This is a genomic window from Paenibacillus sp. cl123 (assembly GCF_900101595.1).
GTDB lineage: Bacteria > Bacillota > Bacilli > Paenibacillales > NBRC-103111 > Paenibacillus_G.
Window position 1 is genome coordinate 1 of the sequence record NZ_FMYY01000018.1, and the last position, 21,864, is coordinate 21,864.

Annotated in this window: 14 protein-coding genes; 9 read left to right on the forward strand and 5 right to left on the reverse strand. The window is 50.6% G+C overall.

All coding sequences use genetic code 11. The features are described from left to right. The 3 genes from BLR08_RS31480 to BLR08_RS22465 form a co-directional block, all read right to left on the reverse strand. Window positions 1–3,738 (reverse strand): X2-like carbohydrate binding domain-containing protein (locus tag BLR08_RS31480; protein WP_305367650.1); only part of this gene is annotated, 3,738 nt, incomplete at its 3' end. A 192-nt stretch (window positions 3,739–3,930) separates the two neighbouring features. Beyond that, the gene (locus BLR08_RS22460) at window positions 3,931–7,014 is read right to left on the reverse strand and encodes an ATP-binding protein (protein ID WP_256257756.1); all 3,084 of its coding nucleotides are present in this window, start codon (window positions 7,012–7,014) and stop codon (window positions 3,931–3,933) included. Beyond that, window positions 7,004–8,155, reverse strand: a complete 1,152-nt coding sequence (locus BLR08_RS22465; protein WP_072335631.1) for a response regulator — start codon at window positions 8,153–8,155, stop codon at window positions 7,004–7,006. The genes BLR08_RS22460 and BLR08_RS22465 overlap by 11 nt, the downstream gene beginning before the upstream one ends. Before the next feature lie 337 nt (window positions 8,156–8,492). Between BLR08_RS22465 and BLR08_RS22470 the strand changes: the two genes are divergently transcribed. After that, window positions 8,493–10,253: a sensor histidine kinase gene (locus BLR08_RS22470; RefSeq protein WP_072335628.1), complete on the forward strand. Its 1,761-nt coding sequence runs from the start codon at window positions 8,493–8,495 to the stop codon at window positions 10,251–10,253. Then, window positions 10,234–11,352, forward strand: coding sequence for a response regulator (locus BLR08_RS22475; protein WP_072335625.1), 1,119 nt, complete (start codon window positions 10,234–10,236; stop codon window positions 11,350–11,352). The genes BLR08_RS22470 and BLR08_RS22475 overlap by 20 nt, the downstream gene beginning before the upstream one ends. A gap of 101 nt (window positions 11,353–11,453) precedes the next feature. On the opposite strand, the gene BLR08_RS22480 is transcribed toward BLR08_RS22475, so the two are convergent. Both BLR08_RS22480 and BLR08_RS22485 read right to left on the reverse strand, forming a co-directional pair. After that, the gene (locus BLR08_RS22480; RefSeq protein ID WP_143151564.1) at window positions 11,454–11,675 is read right to left on the reverse strand and encodes a hypothetical protein; all 222 of its coding nucleotides are present in this window, start codon (window positions 11,673–11,675) and stop codon (window positions 11,454–11,456) included. Window positions 11,676–11,710: 35 nt separating this feature from the next. Beyond that, on the reverse strand, window positions 11,711–12,211 hold the full coding sequence (locus tag BLR08_RS22485; RefSeq protein WP_143014433.1) for a hypothetical protein: 501 nt from the start codon (window positions 12,209–12,211) through the stop codon (window positions 11,711–11,713). A gap of 437 nt (window positions 12,212–12,648) precedes the next feature. On the opposite strand from BLR08_RS22485, the gene BLR08_RS22495 reads away from it, so the two are divergent. The 7 genes from BLR08_RS22495 to BLR08_RS22525 form a co-directional block, all read left to right on the forward strand. Continuing rightward, window positions 12,649–13,659 (forward strand): LacI family DNA-binding transcriptional regulator, encoded by a 1,011-nt coding sequence (locus tag BLR08_RS22495; RefSeq protein WP_176835582.1) that lies wholly within the window; start codon window positions 12,649–12,651, stop codon window positions 13,657–13,659. Between the two features lie 55 nt (window positions 13,660–13,714). Then, window positions 13,715–14,593, forward strand: a complete 879-nt coding sequence (locus BLR08_RS22500; protein WP_072335611.1) for a carbohydrate ABC transporter permease — start codon at window positions 13,715–13,717, stop codon at window positions 14,591–14,593. Next, window positions 14,583–15,464, forward strand: coding sequence for a carbohydrate ABC transporter permease (locus BLR08_RS22505; RefSeq protein ID WP_072335608.1), 882 nt, complete (start codon window positions 14,583–14,585; stop codon window positions 15,462–15,464). Before BLR08_RS22500 ends, BLR08_RS22505 begins: the two co-directional genes overlap by 11 nt. 103 nt (window positions 15,465–15,567) lie before the next feature. Then, the gene (locus tag BLR08_RS22510; protein WP_072335605.1) at window positions 15,568–16,881 is read left to right on the forward strand and encodes an ABC transporter substrate-binding protein; all 1,314 of its coding nucleotides are present in this window, start codon (window positions 15,568–15,570) and stop codon (window positions 16,879–16,881) included. Further along, window positions 16,878–17,591, forward strand: coding sequence for a histidine phosphatase family protein (locus BLR08_RS22515; protein WP_072335601.1), 714 nt, complete (start codon window positions 16,878–16,880; stop codon window positions 17,589–17,591). The genes BLR08_RS22510 and BLR08_RS22515 overlap by 4 nt, the downstream gene beginning before the upstream one ends. A gap of 77 nt (window positions 17,592–17,668) precedes the next feature. Continuing rightward, window positions 17,669–18,472, forward strand: coding sequence for a metallophosphoesterase (locus BLR08_RS22520; RefSeq protein WP_072335598.1), 804 nt, complete (start codon window positions 17,669–17,671; stop codon window positions 18,470–18,472). Window positions 18,473–18,496: 24 nt separating this feature from the next. Continuing rightward, a partial coding sequence (locus tag BLR08_RS22525; RefSeq protein WP_176835583.1) for an RICIN domain-containing protein occupies window positions 18,497–21,864 on the forward strand: 3,368 nt, incomplete at its 3' end.

Here is a 21,864-nt window from a genome sequence, read left to right on the forward strand (position 1 = left end):
ATCGCTCACCGTAACAGCCAACGTCTGATCTGCGCCTGCGCTGAACTTGAACGTCAGGTTCACCAAGCCAACCGCCTGAGTCGCCAAGTACTCTTTCTTGATCGTCACGCTGCTGCCTGATTCCGTGTAGTCGGTGCCCGAGATTAGCGTCGTCGAGCCGTTCTTGATGCTAGCGAGCGAATTGCCTTTCAACGTCATCGACACCGCAACATCCGCGTTATCCGTCGCCGCTGCGTACTTATCAAAGTTCGCAGTCGTCGGGTTAATCGTGCTGTTCTGTGGCGTTGTATCGCTCACCGTAACAGCCAAAGTCTGATCCGCACCTGCGCTGAACTTGAACGTCAAGTTCACCAAGCCAACGTCCTGATTCGCCAGGAACTCTTTCTTGATCGTCACACTGCTGCCTGATTCCGTATAGTCAGTGCCCGGAACCAAAGTAGCCGCGCCGTTCTTGATGCTAGCGAGCGAATTTCCATTCAGCGTCATCGACACCGCAACATCTGCATAATCCGTCGCCGCAGCGTACTTATCAAAGTTCGCAGTCGTCGGGTTAATCGTGCTGTTCTGCGGCGTCGAATCGCTCACAGTAATAGCGAGCGTCTGATCCGCACCTGCGCTGAACTTGAACGTCAGGTTCACCAAGCCAACGCCCTGCGTCGCCAAGTACTCTTTCTTGATCGTCACGCTGCTGCCTGATTCCGTGTAGTCGGTGCCCGAAACTAACGCAGCCGCGCCGTTCTTGATGCTATCCAGCGAATTGCCATTCAGGCTCATCGACACCGCAACATCTGCATAATCCGTCGCCGAAGCGTACTTATCAAAGCTCGCAGTCGTCGGGTTAATCGTGCTGTTCTGTGGCGTTGTATCGCTCACCGTAACAGCCAGCGTCTGATCCGCACCTGCGCTGAACTTGAACGTCAGATTCACCAAGCCAACCGCTTGTGTTGCTAAGTATTCCTTTTTGATAGTCACGCCGCTGCCTGATTCCGTGTAATCAGTGCCCGAAATCAGTGTCGCTGCGCCGCTTTTTATGCTATCAAGCGAATTGCCGTTCAGCGTCATCGATACCGCAATATCGGCGTAATCCGTTGCCGCAGCATACTTATCAAAGTTCGCAGTCGTCGGGTTAATCGTGCTGTTCTGTGGCGTGGTATCGCTCACCGTAACAGCCAGCGTCTGATCCGCACCTGCGCTGAACTTGAACGTCAGATTCACCAAGCCGACACTCTGAGTCGCCAAGTATTCTTTCTTGATCGTCACGTTGCTGCCTGATTCCGTGTAATCAGTGCCCGAGATTAGAGTCGTCGAGCCGTTCTTGATGCTAGCGAGTGAATTGCCATTCAGCGTCATCGACACTGCAATATCTGCGTAATCCGCCGCCGCTGCGTACTTATCAAAGTTCGCAGTCGTCGGGTTAATCGTGCTGTTCTCCGGCGTCGAATCACTCACTGTAACAGCTAACGTCTGATCCGCACCTGCGCTGAACTTGAACGTCAGGTTCACCAAGCCAACCGCTTGAGTGGCCAAGTATTCCTTCTTAATCGTCACCGAGCTACCACTCACTGTATAATCAGTGCCCGCAACCAACGTAGCCACGTCATTCTTGATGCCATCAAGCGAGTTGCCGTTCAGCGTCATCGATACCGTAATATCCACGTAATCCGTCGCTGAAGCGTACTTATCAAAGTTCGCAGTCGTCGGGTTAATCGTGCTGTTCTGCGGCGTTGTATCGCTCACCGTAACAGCCAGCGTCTGGTCCGCACCTGCGCTGAACTTGAACGTCAAGTTCACCAAGCCAGCCGCTTGGGCAGCCAAGTATTCCTTCTTAATCGTCACCGAGCTACCACTCACTGTATAATCGGTGCCCGAAACCAACGTAACCGCGCCATTCTTTATGCTAGCGAGTGAATTGCCTTTCAACGTCATCGACACTACAACATCCGCGTAATCCGTCGCCGAAGCGTACTTATCAAAGCTCGCGGTAGTCGGGTTAATCGTGCTGTTCTGCAGTGGTATTCCATGTTGCAAAATGATGCCTGCGTTTCCTGCTGTCACAAACATGCCGTTGCCGTACGCGACGGCATTAAGCGCGATCGAGGGGACGGTCGTACCGTTTGTCCAGTTCACTCCGTCCATGGAGCTTACAGTCGATCCGTCGGATCCAACAGCTAAATGATAGTCATCGCCGTAAGTGGAACCACTAAGCAGAGCCGTAGAATTTGATGTGGGGCTCGTCCAGGTTATTCCGTCACTGGAGGTTACAATCGCTCCTCCGGTCCCAGTAGCAACAAAGATGCCGTTCCCGTATGACACGCTAAATAGATTAGCCATAATGCCCGACGCACGGCTCGTCCAGCTGACACCGTCACTAGACGTGCTGATCGTACCGTTAACTCCCACCGCAACAAACATGTTTTTCCCGTAGACGACACCCCTATATCCAGTCGTATAGCTAGAGTTCATCTGCCAGCTAGTGCCGTCAGTAGAGGTTATGACCTTGTCCGTGGTCCCGACTGCAACATAAGTGCTGTTACCATAGGCAACACCCCTGAAAGAATTCGCTGAGCCCCACGTTTTGCTTGTCCAGTTCACTCCGTCACTGGAGGTCACAACTGTTCCACCGTTTCCGACTGCGACATAGCGGCCGTTCGCGTAAGTAACGCCATAAAGAGTCTGGTTCGTATTTGATGATACGCGCTGCCAAGTGGAATTCCCTTCCACAAGGTTCATGATTGTTCCAGTCATTCCCACTGCCACATACTTATCGTTTCCGTACGTGATACCATATAGCGCGGAGCTCGTGCCCGAACTGTGGTTTACCCAGATCGCTGCCGAACTGTCATTGGAGGTTGCTACATTGCCCAAATCCCCCACAGCCAAGTAAACTCCGTTTCCGTAGGAGACCATATTAAATCCTTCAGTACCCGACGTCTGTTTCGTCCAGTTCACGCCGTTCGTGGAAGTCACTACGGTTCCGCCTCTGCCGACAGCTACATACGTGTCAATACCATAGGTGACGCTGTTGAAAGTAACCGTAATTCCTGGAGTACTGCCGCTCGTCCAGGTCTCGCCATTCGTGGAAGTCACAATCATTCCGCCGTGGCCTACCGCAATATACATACCGTTACCATAGGTGACGCCATAAAAGAGCTGCGTCGTAGTACCTGAGTCACGTTTCGTCCAGCTTGTTCCATCCGTAGAGGTAAGGATCGTTCCATTTGCTCCCACCGCTACAAACTTGCCGGCACCGTAGGCAACGCCTCTAAGTACTCCGGTCACATTCGAGGTACGACTTATCCAACTCGTTCCGTTACTCGAGGTTTGGATCGCGCCACTACCTCCCACCGCCACATACACTCCGTTCCCGTATGTGACTGCTTGAAATCCAACATTACCCGCCACCTTGTGATTCGTCCAGCTCTCGGCATCAGTGGAGGTGAGGACCGTACCTCCAGTTCCCACGGCGACATAAAGGCCAGGGCTGTATGTCACGCCGTATAAAGCCTGTGTGGTCCCTGAGTCGGGACTCGTCCAGCTTGTTCCATCATTGGACGTGAGGATCGTACCTCTATCTCCTACCGCTACATGCTTGCCCGGACCATAGGTCGAGCTGTAGAGGTTGTTGCCTGTAGGCAGCGGGCTTCCGATCCTCCAATTGTCAAAAGAAGCCGCATAAGCTGGGGAGATACCAGCTACCAGTAATACCAAAGTAAAAATAAATAAAAATCGTTTAAGCATCGTATTGTCACTCCTGCTCGTAAAATTACTGTCGAATACGTAGGCTATTGCAGCAGCATGCTGGTCGTTTCATAATCCTTTGACCTATCATACGACAACCGATCTTAAAAAAATCTTAAACACAAGGAATATTACGCTTAAAGACGACAAATTCCGTCATGAATTTGAAACCAGCAAAGAAGGATGAGCAGCTCATTCCAGAGAAGGGGCTACTTCCTGGAAGCCAGACGGAATCCTAACCGTAATTCGGGTCCCTTCGCCGGCAACGCTGTCAATCTGCAGCTCTGTATGATATTCGTATTTCAATCGCTTCCCGATATTTCTCAACCCAACGCCGGGAGAAGCCTCTGTGTCATCGGCAAGCAGCTGCTTGAGCCGATCATGCTCGATCCCGATTCCGTCGTCTTCAATTTGAATCCAGTAGTACCCGTCCGCTTCCTTAGCCGTAATTGTGACCGTACCGCCTTCGATGCGGCCGCCAACACCATGACGAATCGCGTTTTCCACCAGAGGCTGGATAAGAAGCGGGGGAATGACTGCGCCGTACATCGACTGTGCGATATCGTACTCCACACGCAGGCGTTCTTTAAATCTCACCGTTTCAATTTCCACATACGACTCGATGAACTTCAACTCCTGCCCGAAAGTAGTCCGCTTCTGAACGTTGCTGAACTGGAAGCTTCCGCGCAAATAATGCGCCAAGTCGGTCGTGAGCTTGCGGGACTTGCTTATGTTGGTGTAGCTTAAAGAAACGATCGTGTTCAATACGTTATACAAAAAGTGGGGCTTGATCTGCGACTGAAGAAACGCAACCTCCATGTCGACCGCTTTTCCAAGCGCGTCCTTCATAAGAAGCAAGCCCTTGATCCGGGCTTTCAGTTCCATCGTATCGAACGGCTTCGGTAAAAAATCGTTGGCTCCGGCTTCGAAAGCGGCAAGCTTATCCTGCGGCTGGAAGGCGGTCGTGACCATGAGAACGGGCATTTCGAGCAGGGTGTATGTACGGCGGATCGTTTGGCATACCTCATAACCCGACATCCCGGGCATCATGAGGTCCAACACAACCAGATCGACCGAATTCGGCCTACTGATCAGCTCGGCAGCCTCGAAGCCGTTCTTGACGGCTATGATGTTATAGGCAAGTGGAGCGAGCGCATCGATTACAATTTTTAAATTTGAAAACTGATCGTCTACGATGAGAATCGTATGATCGCCGGCATGGTTCAAGTACAAGGGGGTAGGAAACGAATAATCCGGCTCGGACTCGTTATCCGGGTGAACTTCGGTTTTGTTGACCCGCTTCGTATTGACCGGGGCTTCGGCGGAAGGAAGGCGGAACGTGAACACCGTTCCTTCGCCTTTCACAGAGGAAACCGAAATGTCTCCGTGCTGCAGTTCCAGCAGTTGCTTGACGATGGGGAGCCCCAGCCCGAAGCTTTGTCCACCGGCAAGATCGTAGGTTCGAAACGGTTCAAAAATATGCTCAAGCTCCTGCTCATCGATTCCCGTTCCTGTATCTTGGACAGAAACTTCGATTTTTCCACCCTCATACGTGGCCGCTACCTCGATGCTCCCATATTTCGTGTACTTGATCGCGTTATCGAGCAAATTGTTCAAGATTTGCCGAAGACGATTCTCATCCGCATACACATGGGGTAAATCCTCGGGCACAAGGTTTATTAAACGAACGTTTTTATCGGCAGTCGAGAAAGAAAAGATGCGTAAGGCGAGATCCACCGTCGAACGAACATCAACCGGTATGGGCTGCACAATCAAGTCGCCCTGCTTGAGCTTGGACAAGTCCAGAATATCCAGCACGAGCTGCGCGAGCCTTTTGCTAACAGCCAGCACAAGCCCCAGCTTTTCCTGCTGCGCGACAGGAAGCGGATTGTGCTTGTCATCCAGCATCGATTGCGAAATGGTAATCACGCTGTGCAGTGGAGTTTTGAATTCATGCGACGTTCTGGAGAGAAAGTCGTCCTTTAATTGATCGGCTTTCAACAGTTGGACGGAAAGCTGTTCGATCTTTTTGAAGGCGTTGGAAAACCTGTGTGACATGAGCAGAGCGAGCATTAGCAGGAAAATAATGACCTCAATAGGCACAAACGAATGCAGAGGCACATTGGCATATACATTCGTGCTTTGAAGCATCGAATGATAATTCAAGGCGATAGCGGCTATAACCAGGTACAGGCTGCCTTCTACGCGGTGAAAAGCAGCCAGCACGAAAACATACGTCGCGTAAAGAAAAGGAAGGGTGGCATACGCTGTCGTCAGATGCTGCAAGGTTTTGTTATAGGGTAAGTCAATAAACCCCGCTGCCCATACCGTCAGAGCTAAGCCGATAGCGATTCCTGTATACACGATCCGTTTGGAGCTAAATGGACGAAATCCGGTATAAACGTACAGCAGCAGCATCATGCCTGCCGTAAAAACAGAAATCGTCTGAATGCGAATGTAGAGCCAGTACGGAACATAGTCGAATAAGACAAGCAGCAGCTTCTCTCCGCGTGTCGACTGGAACAGGGGAATACAAATACACAGTAATCCGAATACAAGCAGCGATCGGTCGCCAGTACGCTGGGTATACAGGCCGATAAAATACAAGCCCATAATAAGAAAGCTGCAACTCGAGATCAAATCGTGGGCAAACGCTTGATCGCGTAAGCTGGAAATTTGCTCGGAATAACCGAATGCGATCGAATTGATCATGCCGCTGCTGACTTGGAAATCAAAGTTCGCCGCCTGAACGATCATTTCGTTCCATCCCGGCCTCAAGGGAAAATAGCTGACGTATGGCTTGTTGCCTGCCTGATAAGCCGGTTCTTCCGCCGCTTCACCGCTTGCGCCGATCTCCAAGCCGTTCATGAAGATGCGGTTGGCCATTTGAATGGAGGAGGTCTTGAGTCCGTACGTTTTACCCGTTTCCGCTACTCGGATTTGCAGCCTGTAGGTGACAACGCCAAACGTATCCATATGCTCGGTCCATGATCCAGGCACCTGAAGCAGCGTCCGCGTCATAGCGGGGGAATCGTCCGAGCCGTAGCCGGCTTGGAAATCCTCAGGACCGAGCAAGACGCCGGGGTAAAACTCCCATTCGCCGTCCAACGTCACGTTCCCGTCTCTCGCAAAATTCCAGTCTGCCAGGTCCATCAAGCCCTGGGAGGCGGCGGGCATGTTCGTGGGGATTGATCTGAATGCTTGAAACAGAAGTCCATAGGTGGCTGCCAACAGGATGAAGGTAACGGCCGCTGCCGCCAGTTTTTTAGTCATCATGTTCTCTTGACCTGCCCGGGGCAATGCTGTTGAAAAGCCGGACAGTTGCCTCTTCCAGCTCCAAGCCCAGATTCAGCCGAACCGATCGGTCCAATTGCCGATACACTTTAACAGCCTCGCTTCGCTTTTCCGTGTTCATGTAAAGCTGGATCAGTTCACGGCCATCCTTCTCGGAATCAGGTGCAAGGGCCAGAATGCGCTGCAAGCAGTCGGCCGCGAGCGTCAAGTTTCCAACACGCTCAAAATGAGCATACATCGTCCGCAAGGCGCCCATATACTTCGATTTGAGCTCTTCCCGCCGCCATATCACCCATCTGGAGTCGATATCCTCCAAGTACTCTCCCGCGTGCAGGGACGTCAATCGTTCATAATGGAACTCGTTCATGCCATCTCCCGCTAACACCTTATCAGCCATCGAGGAAAATTCCGACACATCGCTGTCCAATCCGCTCATATCTATGGCGTAGCCTCTGCCCATTTTTTCCACGCTTGCCGGAATGCCGTACTCTTGAAAGCTTTTTCGCAGGAAAGACATACACGTATAAAAGTAGGTTCTGGCATTCTTGAGCTCGGATTCCGGCCATATGGATTCGATCATAGCAGCGGCATCTACGTATTTGCCATCCTGTTGGACCAAAAAAGCGCAAAGCTCCTTGACCTTGTTCGTTTTCCAAGGTAGCAATCCTGCATCTATATGAATATGAAACCCACCGAAGCATTGTACATAAGTGCGCGCAGTCTTCTTGAGAACGTCAGTCGGGGCGTCGGTTTCTGCTTCCAGTTCAAGTTTCACAAGACGCGAAGCGGTCATTTGCAATCTTTCGACCGTAAAGGGCTTCAATAAATAGTCCACGGTGTGGATTTCAAAAGCCTCCAGCGCATAATCCGAATATGCCGTCGTAAAAACTAGCTGGGTGGTGGGCCGTACCGCCTTAATTCGTCTCGCAGCCTCTATACCTAACATGCCGGGCATTTGAATATCCAGAAACACGACGTCAGGCTTCAACGCCTCAAGCGCATCCAAAGCTTGGAACGGATTCATAAAACGCCCTGCTATAGTGAAGCCGCCGATCTGGTTCAGCAAAATATCTAGTAAATCCAAAGCGCTCTCCTCATCATCGATAAGAACCGCACGTATCATACCGCTCGCTCCCTTCCTATGAGCTTTTAGCTTCTCTATATTATGATACTATCAGTTAATTTAAAGCAATGTAGTATAAGTAAAGAAGACAAAGTACAACTTCAGATGGAGCCGTGCCACTGGCGGATGATGATGTGGCTTTAACAGTAGGAATGCGATGCGGAGAATTGCATGGCAGCCTCAATAAATGAATATCGAGCGGAAATAACCCGCTATCCAGCAAAACCCGCTATAACAAACCGCTATGAATAAACTATGAAAGAATTGACCCCTTCCTAACGTGCGTTATAATGAAGAGGAGCTGTTGTTTATCGCGGGTAAGGAGACTCTCGGAGCGATGAGTATTACACTATCCAATGTGGCCATGCTCGTTTCTGTTTTTTTGATGGTCATGTTTTTATGCTACGCCTTCTTCTACAGCCAGGAGCGGGGAATCCGTTATTTCGCCTGGGTTATGGCTTGCCGTGTCACTTATGCCGGAAGCGTCATTATGGAGCTGAACAGCGAAAGCTTTGCTGCCAAAATGCTGTTCCGAAACATCCAACAGACCAGCTTGCTGTTTGTCGTACCGATGATGGTTTTCTTCGTGCTGGCTTTATTCGACAAAAACGACTATTTACGTCCGAAGCGCATGCTTCAGATTCTATCCGTTTTTTTGGCATGGTCCTTGCTAATATGGACGAATTCCTACCATCATCTTCTTTTTTGGCATGCTGAATTGAACCAAGGGCATCTGGAAGTAAGCAAAACCGCCTATTCGATTGCCTTTCATATTATTTGTTACCTGGTTATCTCGGTTTGCGTGTTTTATTTGTTTATCTACCTGCGCCGAGTGCGCCCGGAGCTTCGCAAGCCCGGCATTTTGTTAATATTGTGCGGTTGTATTCCTGCTGCAATGGAAATGGTCAAATCCTTGAATCCGTCTTTCACGCCTTGGCTCCTTCCCCTCTCGGTCTATTGCGGGTTTATGGGGATGGCCATGCTATGGCTTGTCATCCGTTACCGTATGTTCTCGGTCGTGCCGCTTGCTAGAAACATGGTGGTCGAGACGATGGAGGAAGGCATACTCATCGTCAATCACAGGGGGATCATCATCGATACCAATATCTATGTCGAGCCCTTATTGGTGACTCTTGACAATAGTCCGATAACTGGACAGCCTATCGACAAGCTGTTGGCCCACTGGCCGGAGTGGCTGTACGCTTGCAAGCACATGAAAACCAAGGACATGGAAGTAAACGCCGAGGTAAATGGCGAATCCCGCGTCTACTCGATCAAGGTGTATCCGGTTTCCCCCAGTCAGAAGGCCGCTCAGGGAACTGTGTCCGTCGTGTTCGATATTACAGACAAGCATAGGCAAATGGAGCACATCGTGAAGCTCAATCAGCTGAAGGATCATTTGTTTGCCATCGTCTCCCACGACATCCGGAATCCGTTAGCCGTTCAGGCCAGCTTAATTGAAGTATTGGAAGCGGATAAAACCTTGTTCCGCCCTCAGCATCAAGAGGTGATTGATGCCCTGAACGGGCAAATCCAAAACACATTTGTGATGATCGAAAACCTGCTGGAGTGGTTCCGCAGCCAAAAGGAAGGGTTGCTGCTGCAGCCCGAACGATTACGATTAGCCGATGCGGTTGAGGAAGCCTGCTATTCGCTGCGGATTAAAAGCGAAGCCAAGCAAGTCGCGATCGATATCGACATCGACAGCCATATAGACGTGTATGCGGATCGGGAGGCTGTCCAGCTTATCGTTCGCAATCTCATTACGAATTCAATCAAGTTTTCCAAACGGAACGGCAAAATTATCGTGAAAGCCGAGGCCCAAGGCAATCAAGTCATCATTTCAGTCTGCGATCACGGGGTTGGCATAGAGGCGGAACGAATCGGAGAATTGTTTGATCCGCTGAAGCTGGTATCGACAACGGGTACGGCCGGGGAGAGAGGGACAGGGCTGGGACTACAGGTCTGCCAACAATTCGTGCGGATGAGCGGCGGAGAAATTAGGGTGGAAAGTGTGCCGAATCAGAAAACGGTGTTTTACTTTTCGCTGAATGCCTCAGACCCGGAAAGGAACCAGTATGAACGTAATGCTAATTGATGACGAACCGGCGATGTTGTTAGCACTAAGCCAGCTTCTGTCGCGAATTGATGGGGTTCATATCGTAGGTACGGCGCAAAGCCATGCAGAGGCTATTGCGTTTGCCGCGCGGCATGCCGTAGACCTTGCCTTTGTCGATATCATGATTGCCCAAGACAGCGGCTTGGATTTGGCTATTGAACTGCGGAAAAACCACGCCGATCTGGACATTGTATTTGTGACGTCCCATAAGGATTTTGCTCTGGATGCGTTCGACGCTTATCCCTTGGACTATATCGTAAAGCCTGTTACCCGGAAAAGGCTGGAGGAAACCGTCGCGAGAGCCGCCCGAAGGCGCGGGGGGAAGCCTGATTCTGAAGACACCAGGAATCAGCGTCTGCTTGTCGCAGGCTTAGGAGGACTGCAAACGAACGGCCTTCAAGGTGAAGCATTAAAGTGGATGTCTCGCAAAAGCCAGGAGCTCTTCGCTTACTTATTGCTCTGCCGCGGGCAGCGTATTGCCAAGAGCCGAATCTTAGAAGACTTGTTCCACTATAGAGAAGGGAAAAATTCCGAGCTGTACCTCAACACCGCGTTGTACCAGCTGCGCCGGACATTGTCGACGTATGGGTTAAAGACGATTCTCATGTCGGATCGCGAGTATTATCAAATGAGACTTGAGCAGATCAAAGTCGATTTTATAGATTTCGAAGAGCAGCTAGCCCATCTCAACACCATAGATAGAAGCAATATAGATCATGCGCTTGCCGTTGAGAAAATGTATACCGGCGATTTGTTCGAGGATAAATCCTATGAATGGGCGCTTGTCGAATCCGAACGGCTCGGCGACCTGTACGAGGCATTTGCCAAACGTCTCGTTTATTGGCAGCTCGAACACGAGTATCAGATCCGCCAGGCCATTCAGATTTCCAGAGGGCTGGTGCGGCGCAACGAATTGGACGAGGAGGCGAATATGCAGCTTATGCAAGGCTTCGCCCTATTGAAGGACTGGAAAGCACTCCAAGCCCAGTACAAGCAATACGAAACGCTATTAATGCAGGAGCTACATATTTCGCCTTCGCTAGAGCTTGTCGAATGGTATGAACGAGTGAGGCTTTGACAAAAGAACTACAACGGCATAAACAAAACCCGCGGGGGAAACTTAGCGGTTTACCATCCCGAAACAAGGTGGGTCAGTAAAAAACTGTCCGATCAATACGATTAGCTGATAAACTTCTGTTCACGGTGAATAACCGCGGCACGGTTTCCGTGTACATCCATATAGGTGAACCTAAGCCGTCCATCAGGGTCAATCAGCCTCAATTCTCCCCATGTCATCCGCTCTTCCCAGTCAAACCGGAGAATCAGCCACTCACTTGATTGCACTACGATAAATTGTATATCCTGCGTGGAATCGTCCAAAGTTAGCTCCAACCGCTGCATTTCCCCGGCCTCACTTGTAAAAACTTTTATGGTTTTCATTCAGAAACAGCTATTTTCGCGCAGCCTGCTACTCTTTCAGCGACCCCAGCATAGCACCCTTCACGAAATATTTTTGAAAAAATGGATATAGGATCCATTGAAAAATCCATACCTATAAGTCCGGTAATTTGATAGGAAGAATTATCAATAATGACTCTATATACGGTTACAACTGGAAACCCGATAGTCGTATAAGCTCCCACAATTCCGAAGTTTTGTTCGAATGCGCCTATAATTGACCAATCCTTAATACGGCTCCTCATATCTACCATCCCAAAGCTATCGCCGCTGCCGGCCATAATGGAATACCCCATCATATCCTTGCGACTGTACATTAACTTCTGATACAAATCGCTGTTCATCTGTTCGTTTAACCGATACTTTTCGTAGGAATCATCCAGGTTGAGCTTGATAATCTTCTGAATCAAGGGATGACCCGGTAAAGGGAATGTATCCGAACGAATATTAGCGAAGTATTCATCAAGCTGATCGCTCATCTGCTGAATCAATTGCTCGGTTAATTGTATTATTCTCAATCTCAGAAACTGACTTATTATACCAGATGGAACCCAAAACAAGCAGCGGGAAACAGAAAAACACCAAGAAATAGAGAATGAGCTTCCGCTTGATCGACAATGATTTTATGGTCCTCATTCCTTCCATTCTTTTTCTTAAGATCTGCACCTTGCGTCAATCTTTGCATGAATGGCAAACTCGTGCAATATTCCAGCCTGGCTGCCTTACTTCTCCTGTTCTTCACAAAATGATTGACAAGGAAACTTGAACCATGATATAAAGCAATCAATGCATACGAATGCGGAACTTTGTACAACTCCGCTAACGCATACGTATGCATAAATTGAGGCTCTTCCACCAAGTGCACTGGCTGAGAAGATGCATGTAGCAAAGGAGATGTAATTAAAGCGAAATGCGAATGACATCGAAGGAATTGGCCAAGCTCATTGGCGTTTCACAATCGACCATATCACGCGCCCTTAACGGATCAGATCAAATATCGGAGCTCAGAAAGCAAGAAATACTCGAGCTGGCCCAAAAACACAATTTCGAGTTCAATATGAATGCCAGGAGCCTACGGACCCAAACCTCCAATTCCATAGGAATATTGATGTACTCTTATTTCCGCAGCTTCATGGAGGACGATTTCCGGACCTTTCAATTCAGCTATCTTCAGGAGACGCTGTCGAAGCATGATTTCGATCCCATTCTTCTGAACGACGTGACATTGACTGACGATGTGGCCGCACTGGACAGGGTGATCAAAAAGCGGCAGTTGGCGGGACTGGTCCTCTTCCGCAGGATTGAAAATGACGAGGTCATCGAGTATTTAAAGGGGCTTTCCATCCACTTGTTCTCCATGACGAGATGCAACGAGAAAATGCAATTCATCCCAAGCGTCTCTCTCGACAACTATACGATGGGATATCTGGTGGGCGAACATTTAGCAAAGCGAAAATTCAAGCACATTGCGTATCTTCGCGTCCGAAACCATCAGTCCGGCGATATAACGACGCAGGGCCTCATGGATGCTTTGGCGGAAAAAAATATGGGAATCTCGGAAGACGATATCTATTTCACCAACTTTGATTTCAAATCGGGCTACGACACCGTAGTTGCCAACCTGGATCGCATGCGCCAATACGACGCCATATTTGCCTATAACGACACCATGGCACTGGGAGTCATCAGCGCGTTACAGGACAACGGAATCTCGGTGCCGGGTCAGATATCGGTGATAGGCAGCAACGACATTCCCATGGCCCAATGGTTTTCTCCGCGCCTTACCACAGTGCGCACCTTTGTTGATAAGCACGCAAGAGTGGCCAGTGACAGAATCGTCTCCATGATTAAAGATGGTTTCGACCCCAGCCCAGAGAAGCATGATATCATCAAACCGGAGCTTATTATCCGGGAATCATGTCTATAAAGTACCCCACTGATTGTTTTACGACCTAAACCGTGAATGGAACGGAGGGAAGCTATTGAGCAGAGGATCCTTGGTCAATAGATCAGTTAAACCGTATCTTTATATTTTGCCTATGGTCATCATCTTTGGGGCGTTCAGTGTTTACCCCATGCTGCGAACCATATACCTATCCTTTATGGACACTAACGTCAGCTTTACCCGAATGGAATTTATCGGTCTTGGAAATTATGCAGCCATCAACGAGGATCGGCACTTCTGGCGCATCGTTGGGAACACAGCCATTTACGGCGTTGCCCAAGTCATTCTCACCGTGGTGCTGGGGTTGCTGTTTGCGGCGATAGCCAACAGCAAAGCCGTTAAGTTCCGCACCCTATTCCGGATGTCGGCCTTTTACCCGTTCGTGTTACCCATTGCGGTGGCCGCCATGGTGTGGATTTACATGTACAACCCTTCCCGCGGCGCCATCAACTTGCTGCTTGACCAGCGTATTCAGTGGTTAAACAGCTACGAATACGCCTTGCTGGCACTCATCGTCGTCTCGGTGTGGAAATCACTAGGGTTCAGTTTTTTGCTAATTCTGGCGGGGATGCAGAATATTTCCCAAGACTATTATGAGGCCGCAGCACTGGAAACAGATAGTCCTATCAAGCGCTATTTCAAGATTACACTGCCCATGCTGACGCCCACGCTGTTTGTGGTCTGTCTGCTGTCCGTGACCAGCAGCTTCCAATCTATGGATCTCGTTGCCATCATGACCCAAGGCGGCCCCGGTCATTCGTCCAATGTGCTGATGTATTACATCTATCAAGAAGGCATTATCAACCGGCGAATTGGTTACGGCAGTGCCATGAGCACGATATTCCTGCTGGTATTGTTTGTATTCACAATCGTTTATCTACGACTTGGCGAGCGGAGGGTGGAGTATGAGCGTTAATGTAGGAAAGCATGTCCGGGATACAAGCGTCATGGCGGCCACCCGCAAAAAAATGACGTCCACGCTGGTGTTTAACGCCATTATTCTGCTTGCCAGTCTTGTGTTTCTATTCCCCTTGGCCTGGATCTTCATCACCAGCATGAAGGACCAGATGGACATACTGAAGCATCCGCTCTCCATCATCCCCTCGGAGTTCATGCTCGTGGAGAATATGAAGGAAGTGTTGCGCCGCGCACCTTGGGGTGTTTTTTACAAAAACACCATCATCGTTGCTGTGGTGGTCTTGGTGGCGCAGCTTTGCATCAGTATTCCGGCTGCCTACGCTTTCTCCAGCTTTAAGTTCAAGTTTCAGAGCTTTTTCTACCTGTTTGTGCTGGCACGGCTTCTGGTTTCCCCGGAAAGCCTGCTGCTGCCCAATTACCTCATCATCAACGGGCTGCACCTGTACAACACCCTGCTGGGCATCGCCCTTCCCAGCTTTGCCTCGGCTATATCTATCATCATATTCCGCGGGGCGTTTATGGAGATACCCACCGCACTGAGAGACAGTGCCCGCATCGACGGCTGCGGCGATTTCAGGTATATGCTGGTGATTGGCATTCCCATGATAAAATCTCGCATTATCGCGTTCTCAATCACATCCCTGGTGTATCAATGGGACTCCTATTTCTGGCCTATGGTCATCACCGAATCCGTGCAAATGCGCACCCTTGCCGTAGGCCTGGCCTACTTTGGCATTCAGGCAGAAAGCGCCTCGGAATGGGGGTTGACCATGTCGGCAGCCATTTTGGTGATATTGCCGCTCTTGGTGGCCTTGGTGTTTTTCCAGCGCCAGCTGGTAGATAGCTTCGTCACCTCAGGCATCAAATAGCCGGTCGCGTCTCCAGCCTTGGCCCAGCAATAGCCTGTGTCGTTGATATTATGCACGGTTTGGGTGTGTAATAAATAATTACTTGAATGGAGGAAACGATCATATGAAGAACAACAAATGGTTTGCACTGCTCGGTACGGCATTGTCTCTGATTCTCGTTTTTCTGGCGGGTTGCAGCGGCAACTCAGCTACTCCGGGAGGCACCCAGGCGTCTGCCAGTAAGGGCGAGGTGGTTGAACTGGTCTATTATTTCCCCACCCAGACCTCGGGTCCCCTGGCCGTTGCTATGGAGAAGATTGTGGAAAAATTCAATGCGGCTAACAAAGACATCCACGTGACCGCCACCTTCACCGGGAACTACGATGAAACGCTGCAAAAGACTCTGACTGCCATCTCGGGCGGCAATGCCCCCAACGTGGTCCTCAGCGGTTACAACCTCTCCAACCTGCTCAGCATAAACGCACTGGTGGATATGAACACCCTGATCGCCAAGGAACCCTCCGGTTTTCTAGACGACTATGTACCGGGCTTCTTCACGCTGTTCAGCTACCCAGGCAACGTGCTGTACGGTATGCCTTTCCAGCACAGCGGCACTATTCTTTATTATAATAAAGATATTTTGGCAGCCGCCGGCCTGGACCCCAAGAAACCACCAGCTACCTGGAGCGAATTGAAAACGGTTACCAAAGCTCTCAAGGCTTATAATGCTAAGCTTGTACCGTTTGAGTTTATGGGCGACAACTGGATGACCGAGGCCTTGGCGCTCTCCAATGGCGGCGCTGTTCATAAGGATATCGACAACATGTCCCTTGACAACCCCAAACTCATCGAAACCGTCACCTTCTTTAAAGAGCTCATGGATGCCGGTCTGGCTCAGGACAACACCAGCTACGGCGGAGCGGCAGAGAATTTTCTGGCCGGGACCACCGCCATCATGACAAACTCCAGCGGCTCTCTGGGCAATGTGTCCAAGACCGCTACTTTCGACTGGGGTATCGCCCCTCTTCCCGCCGGCGACGGTAAAAAACCTGTTTCCCTCTTGGGCGGAGGCGGCTTCATTATCATCGGCAAGCACCCTCAGGAGAAGATCGATGCCAGCTGGAAGTTTGTGAAATACATGACCAGCCCGGAAGTTTCCGCCGAGTGGATGACCGCCACCGGGTACTTCGCGGTGCGTAAGTCTTCCTACGATCTGCCCCAAATTAAGGACATGTTCGCCAAGAAGCCACAATATGCCACGACCGTAGAGCTGCTTCCGATCCTGCAGAGCCCTTTCATGATCCGGAAAAATTTCGGCGATGTGTCCAACGTCTTCAAATTGGCGTTGGATGAGAGCTTCCTGAAAAAGGCTGACATCCCCGCTACGCTGCAACGGGCACAAAAAGAAGCTCAAGCCTTATTGGACACTAAAAAATGAGGCTACATATTATTCGACACGGCGATCCGGATTACCCGAATGACAACCTGACGGACCTGGGCAAAAGAGAAGCCCAGGCGCTGGCCCGGCGCATGGAGCGCTTGCCTCTAGTGCGCATCTGCTCGTCACCCATGGGGCGGGCTCTGGCCACCGCCCGTTATACCGCCGATAGAACAGGGATACCCGTGCAAACTCTGGAATGGATACGGGAGATGGGGGAATTGACAGCCAACCCTCATTCAAGCGTGCTGCCGGACCCGGTGGTCATCTGGAACCTGCCGGGGCATCAGTTGCACAAGGCCGAGGGGGGGAAAGAAAACCAAGGGGCAAACAGCGATCTGTTCCCACAACCCCAAACCGCCAACCGTTTCCGGGAGTTGCATATGGGCTGGCTCGAATGGTTGCGGCAAGCTCACATCCAGGTGACCGACGAAGGCTGGACGGCCGATGCCCCGCTTGCGGGCAACGATGTGGCGATATTCTGCCACCATGGCTCGGGCCTCGCGTTGTTGTCCCTGATCATGGACATACCGGTAGCCGCGCTCTGGCGCTCGATCTGGCTGCCCCCCACCTCGGTGTCGACGGTGCTTCTGGAGCAATATGATAAGCACCGGATAAACCCGCGGCTGGTGTGCATCGGTGATACCTCACACCTGTCTTCGGAGGGACTGGACAACAATACAAGCGGATTGCTATACAATATCAATTGACGGAAACCAGCCCTGGGATTCCGGGGCTGCTTTTTACAGGAACAAGCACAAAAAAGCGCAAGCGAAGGAGCAAAGAGATGGAAACGTTCAGCTTTGGTCTTTTGGCAGACATCCAATATGCAGACCGCCCCATGCGAATGGGGCGGTATTACCGGAACGCCTTGGGAAAAACGCGTCAATGTATGGATGCTTTCAACGGTGTGCCCGTGGATTTTTGCGTACACCTGGGTGACCTTATCGACTGGCCCGGTCAGCCGGACAAGGGCCGGGAGGCCCTGGCAGCCATCATGCCGGTATTGCGCCAGTTTCACGGACCCATGTATCATCTGCTCGGAAATCACGACGTGGACTCCGTGCCTCGCAGCGAACTGGTCGCGCTGTGGGAGATGCCGGGCGGACAGAGCTGGTATTCCTTTGACCACAAGGGTGTGCACTTCGTTGCGCTGGATTGCAACTTCACCGCCGAGGGTATGCCCCACCGGTGGGGGGTAGGGAGATGGGACGATTGCTACGTTCCCCAGTCCCAGCTGCGCTGGCTCGAGGCCGATTTGGCGGCGGCACAGCCGGATATCGTCGTGTTGATGGTGCACGCCCTTCTGGATGACATGGAGGACCCCCATGTCATCAGAAATGCCTCAGAGGTGCGCCGCATATTGGAAACCTGCAATAAGCGCGTGGTGGTGCTTCAAGGACATATGCACACCGGACATAAGAGCGTGAAGAACGGCATCGGTTATCATACCTTGCGTTCAGTGGTGGATGGGCGGACACGCACCTCTTTCTGGGTCGTGGAGGTGAATCCTGGCGGCATGACTGCCGCTGTGTACGAAAGCACCCGCAATCATGGCCGCCCCACTCGACGGGTTTTGCTTGAATTATAAAAAGTATGGGAGGATGATTTTGTTATGATGAAAAGATTGCTCTCCATTTGGCTCGCAGGGCTCTTGTTGTTTACGCTATTTCCGGCTATGCCCACATCGGTGAACGCTCTCGGATCTCAGGAGGGACAGCTGCTGTATGAAGCAAATTTCAATGATTCTATCTGGGGATTTATCCGTAAAGCTGACTTGCGAACTCCAGATGCAGAAGTTTCACAGGACGGTTCTTCGGTGACGATTACCGGAGCAGCAGGGTCCGGTTATTTCTGGGGCGGTGCAATTCCGAATATGCCGCTCAAGAACAACAGCTATACGGTTGAGTATTCGATAACCCGAAGCACAAATGAGGGTTCTGGAAGTGCGGGCGTCCACATCTTCAACGATTCGCAGAACCTTAACGGCAACGGCGCTTTATCCTATGGCTTTCATACCTTCGCTTCCAGACAGATGTATGTGGCAAGGTATCAAATCGGCAGTCGTGAACATGGTCCTGAAGGATATGGGTATGTTACCTATCCGGAAAAGGATACGATTATCGATCAGGACGGAAGGGCGACTCAATATTTCAAGTATGAGGTAGACGGCGAAACAGGCGTTATCTCATGCTACATAAGATCGGGCGGTGTCTATAAATTTGTCGGGACTACTCCTGTTCTGGACTTTGGAACCGAGAATTTATCGATGATCCTGTTCACATATGGCGCCGACGTTTTTGTGAAGCTGGGTGACGTAAAGGTATACAAGGGCTTGTTGGTTCGCGACGGAATAACACCGGTGGCTAACGGCCAGCTGTTGCTTGATATTTCCGATCTAACGGTGCCTGCAGCGGGAGCGCAGGGCGCCATATATACTCCAGGTATAGACCACCAATCTTCCAAGGACATGGCGACCTACTCTTATGACGCGGTTGAAGGCGCAACGATATCCACTTTGAATAACAGCGTCGTGGGCACAACCTTATACGGACACTATGTTGCGAACCAAGCTTTATATGGAGGCTATACCAACCTCTCTCTTAATTCCCGCTCCAAATATACCGTAACCTATCAAAATAAAAAGCCGGTGGACGCAGGCACCGGGCTTCGCATCAGCACCAACGGTTCTTATGTAAGTACGGCCGGTTTTGAGGACAATCCCGAGGGTAAAGGCACCTTATTGTATGGTCAGAATCCTAACGGTTACGCGCCCTATGCCGAGTACTCCAACTCCATGATGCAGGCTGGTAGCATTTATGTTGATGATGGCTATAATCATGTGGCCCTTGAGATTGACGGTTACAAGATGACCGTTTACATCAACGGAGTCAAGCTTCTTACCGGAGATGTAGGCAAACCCCTGCAAGACCATCTTGCCTATGGATATACCAGCGATGTTCTGTCCCTGGCCGTTCAAGATGTCTTCGCCGACACTACCACTCCGGGTACGGTAAAATCCGCCATCAAAAACATAAAGGTATATGCCGGTCTTATCATGCAGGACAGTGAGGAGGAGGAAGAAGGCGCATGGGACAGCGGCGTTTCAAGCTACACCATCAACAGCAATCCGATCACGGTATACAAAATCGTCTATGACTCGAAACTGGTTTTTTCACAGGAAGCGGCAAACAGCGTACGCGACATTATCCTGAATAAAACAGGGGCGAATTTAGAGGTCGTTCCCGATACCAAGCCCGAAAGCAGCTACGAAATTCTTGTGGGCAGCACCTCGAGGCAGGCCAGCCGAGACATTTACACAGCGTACGACAGGCCCAATGTCTATTATACGATTAAGACGGCGGGCGATAAGCTGCTTATAGTCAATCAGGGCAAGATGTCGGGCGACAAGGCGGTAAACGCATTTGAAGCTTATATAAACGGACTGGGCGGTTTGGAAATAGGAACCGGCCTGAATCTGTCTGGAGATTGCAAAGCGGAGGCGTTTGCGCTGTCTCCCGCCGATACGGACCTTAAAGTCATGCAAATCAATATATATTTTCCTTCCCCGGAGTTCGTAAAAGGCCTTTCCTTCCAGCAGCGCGCTGAGCTTGCGGCAGATATCTACCTTGCGACTTTGCCGGACATCATTACCTTCAATGAATTTTTAAATGATATTTCTTACCGGATTGCGGAATTAATTAAAGACTATTATACGATTGACAAAGCTCCTTTTGAGAACGCTTACGACTTCTCAGACCTGGAAGACCCGAGACTAGGGTCCTATCAGGAACCTCCGATCGCCTATCGTACCGGAAAATACGCGGTCATAGACTCAGGTTTCAGACTTTACGGCGGTGAGCGCGTTTACTTCCATCAGCAAACATGGGGATTGTTCAAGGAACTGGCGACAGGCTATGTCTTCCTTGTTTCGAACAACCATTATGCGAGTCAAGCGATGCCCGGAGGGAAATTTACTTTCTTTGCCGAGCAAACGATTAACAGAGTAAATGAATTGTTGGCAAAATACGGGGAGATCCCCGTTATCCTTAGTGGAGACTGGTTCTTCTGGAAAGGTCATACACCTTATAATTTTGTAATCCAGAACGGATATCTAGACGCAACCGACAACGCCCTGGTCAAACACACCCCGGGATACGGCACGTTCCATGAGGTGGGCGTCGGAAGTACAAATGGAGTCAATGAAGATCTGATTTTCTATAACCCGAGCTTCCTCACCGCTCTGACCCATAGGGTATATGTAAACGATAGCTCCATCAATAGCTCCGACCATTATCCGGTAGTGGTTGACTTTAAGTTCAATGCTAATCAGGTATTCTACGACGCCAACGGCGGCACAGGCGCGCCGGCTCCGCAGATGAAGCATAGCGGCGTCAACCTGAACCTGTCAGCGGAGATCCCGATCCGCGCGGGCTACTACTTTGACGGGTGGGATACAAGCAGCGCCGGAACTACCCGGGTATACACGCCGACACAGAGCTATACGGCAGACGCCACTGTCACCTTGTATGCCGTATGGAAGCCGATCGTTCCCGCGACGGTGGCGGATGGCTATTATTTCATCACCAACAACACCGACGCAACAAATATCAGCATAGCCGACTCGAACGACGGTACGCAGTTCAAAACCGCGACGAAGGGAACGGTCAACTCGAACGAGCAGATCTTCCTGTTCCAGCGGCAAAGCGACGGATCTTACAAAATAACCAATTCCCTCACCGGAAAAGTCATGGAGAACAAGAACGGCGTCAATGTCTTGAGCAATCCGGTGGCCCAGAACGCAAGCAACGATACGGCGGCGCAGCGCTGGTGGATCGTCCAGAACGGTGCGAAATACAACCTGATCAACGCGGGAAGCGGTATATTCCTGGACATCAGCGCCAGTTCCGTTTCGCCAGGGGCGAACATCTTGATGTGGTTCAACTCCGGCAGCGCGAACGGGCTCAACTTCAGCTTGAATCC

What these genes read in the sequence shown, in the direction of transcription:
- BLR08_RS22460 (WP_256257756.1), bottom strand. Translation starts at nt 7,014, where the DNA reads ATGATGACTAAAAAACTGGCGGCAGCGGCCGTTACCTTCATCCTGTTG.
- BLR08_RS22465 (WP_072335631.1), bottom strand. Translation starts at nt 8,155, where the DNA reads ATGATACGTGCGGTTCTTATCGATGATGAGGAGAGCGCTTTGGATTTA.
- BLR08_RS22470 (WP_072335628.1), top strand. Translation starts at nt 8,493, where the DNA reads ATGAGTATTACACTATCCAATGTGGCCATGCTCGTTTCTGTTTTTTTG.
- BLR08_RS22475 (WP_072335625.1), top strand. Translation starts at nt 10,234, where the DNA reads ATGAACGTAATGCTAATTGATGACGAACCGGCGATGTTGTTAGCACTA.
- BLR08_RS22480 (WP_143151564.1), bottom strand. Translation starts at nt 11,675, where the DNA reads ATGCAGCGGTTGGAGCTAACTTTGGACGATTCCACGCAGGATATACAA.
- BLR08_RS22485 (WP_143014433.1), bottom strand. Translation starts at nt 12,211, where the DNA reads ATGAGCGATCAGCTTGATGAATACTTCGCTAATATTCGTTCGGATACA.
- BLR08_RS22495 (WP_176835582.1), top strand. Translation starts at nt 12,649, where the DNA reads ATGACATCGAAGGAATTGGCCAAGCTCATTGGCGTTTCACAATCGACC.
- BLR08_RS22505 (WP_072335608.1), top strand. Translation starts at nt 14,583, where the DNA reads ATGAGCGTTAATGTAGGAAAGCATGTCCGGGATACAAGCGTCATGGCG.
- BLR08_RS22510 (WP_072335605.1), top strand. Translation starts at nt 15,568, where the DNA reads ATGAAGAACAACAAATGGTTTGCACTGCTCGGTACGGCATTGTCTCTG.
- BLR08_RS22515 (WP_072335601.1), top strand. Translation starts at nt 16,878, where the DNA reads ATGAGGCTACATATTATTCGACACGGCGATCCGGATTACCCGAATGAC.
- BLR08_RS22520 (WP_072335598.1), top strand. Translation starts at nt 17,669, where the DNA reads ATGGAAACGTTCAGCTTTGGTCTTTTGGCAGACATCCAATATGCAGAC.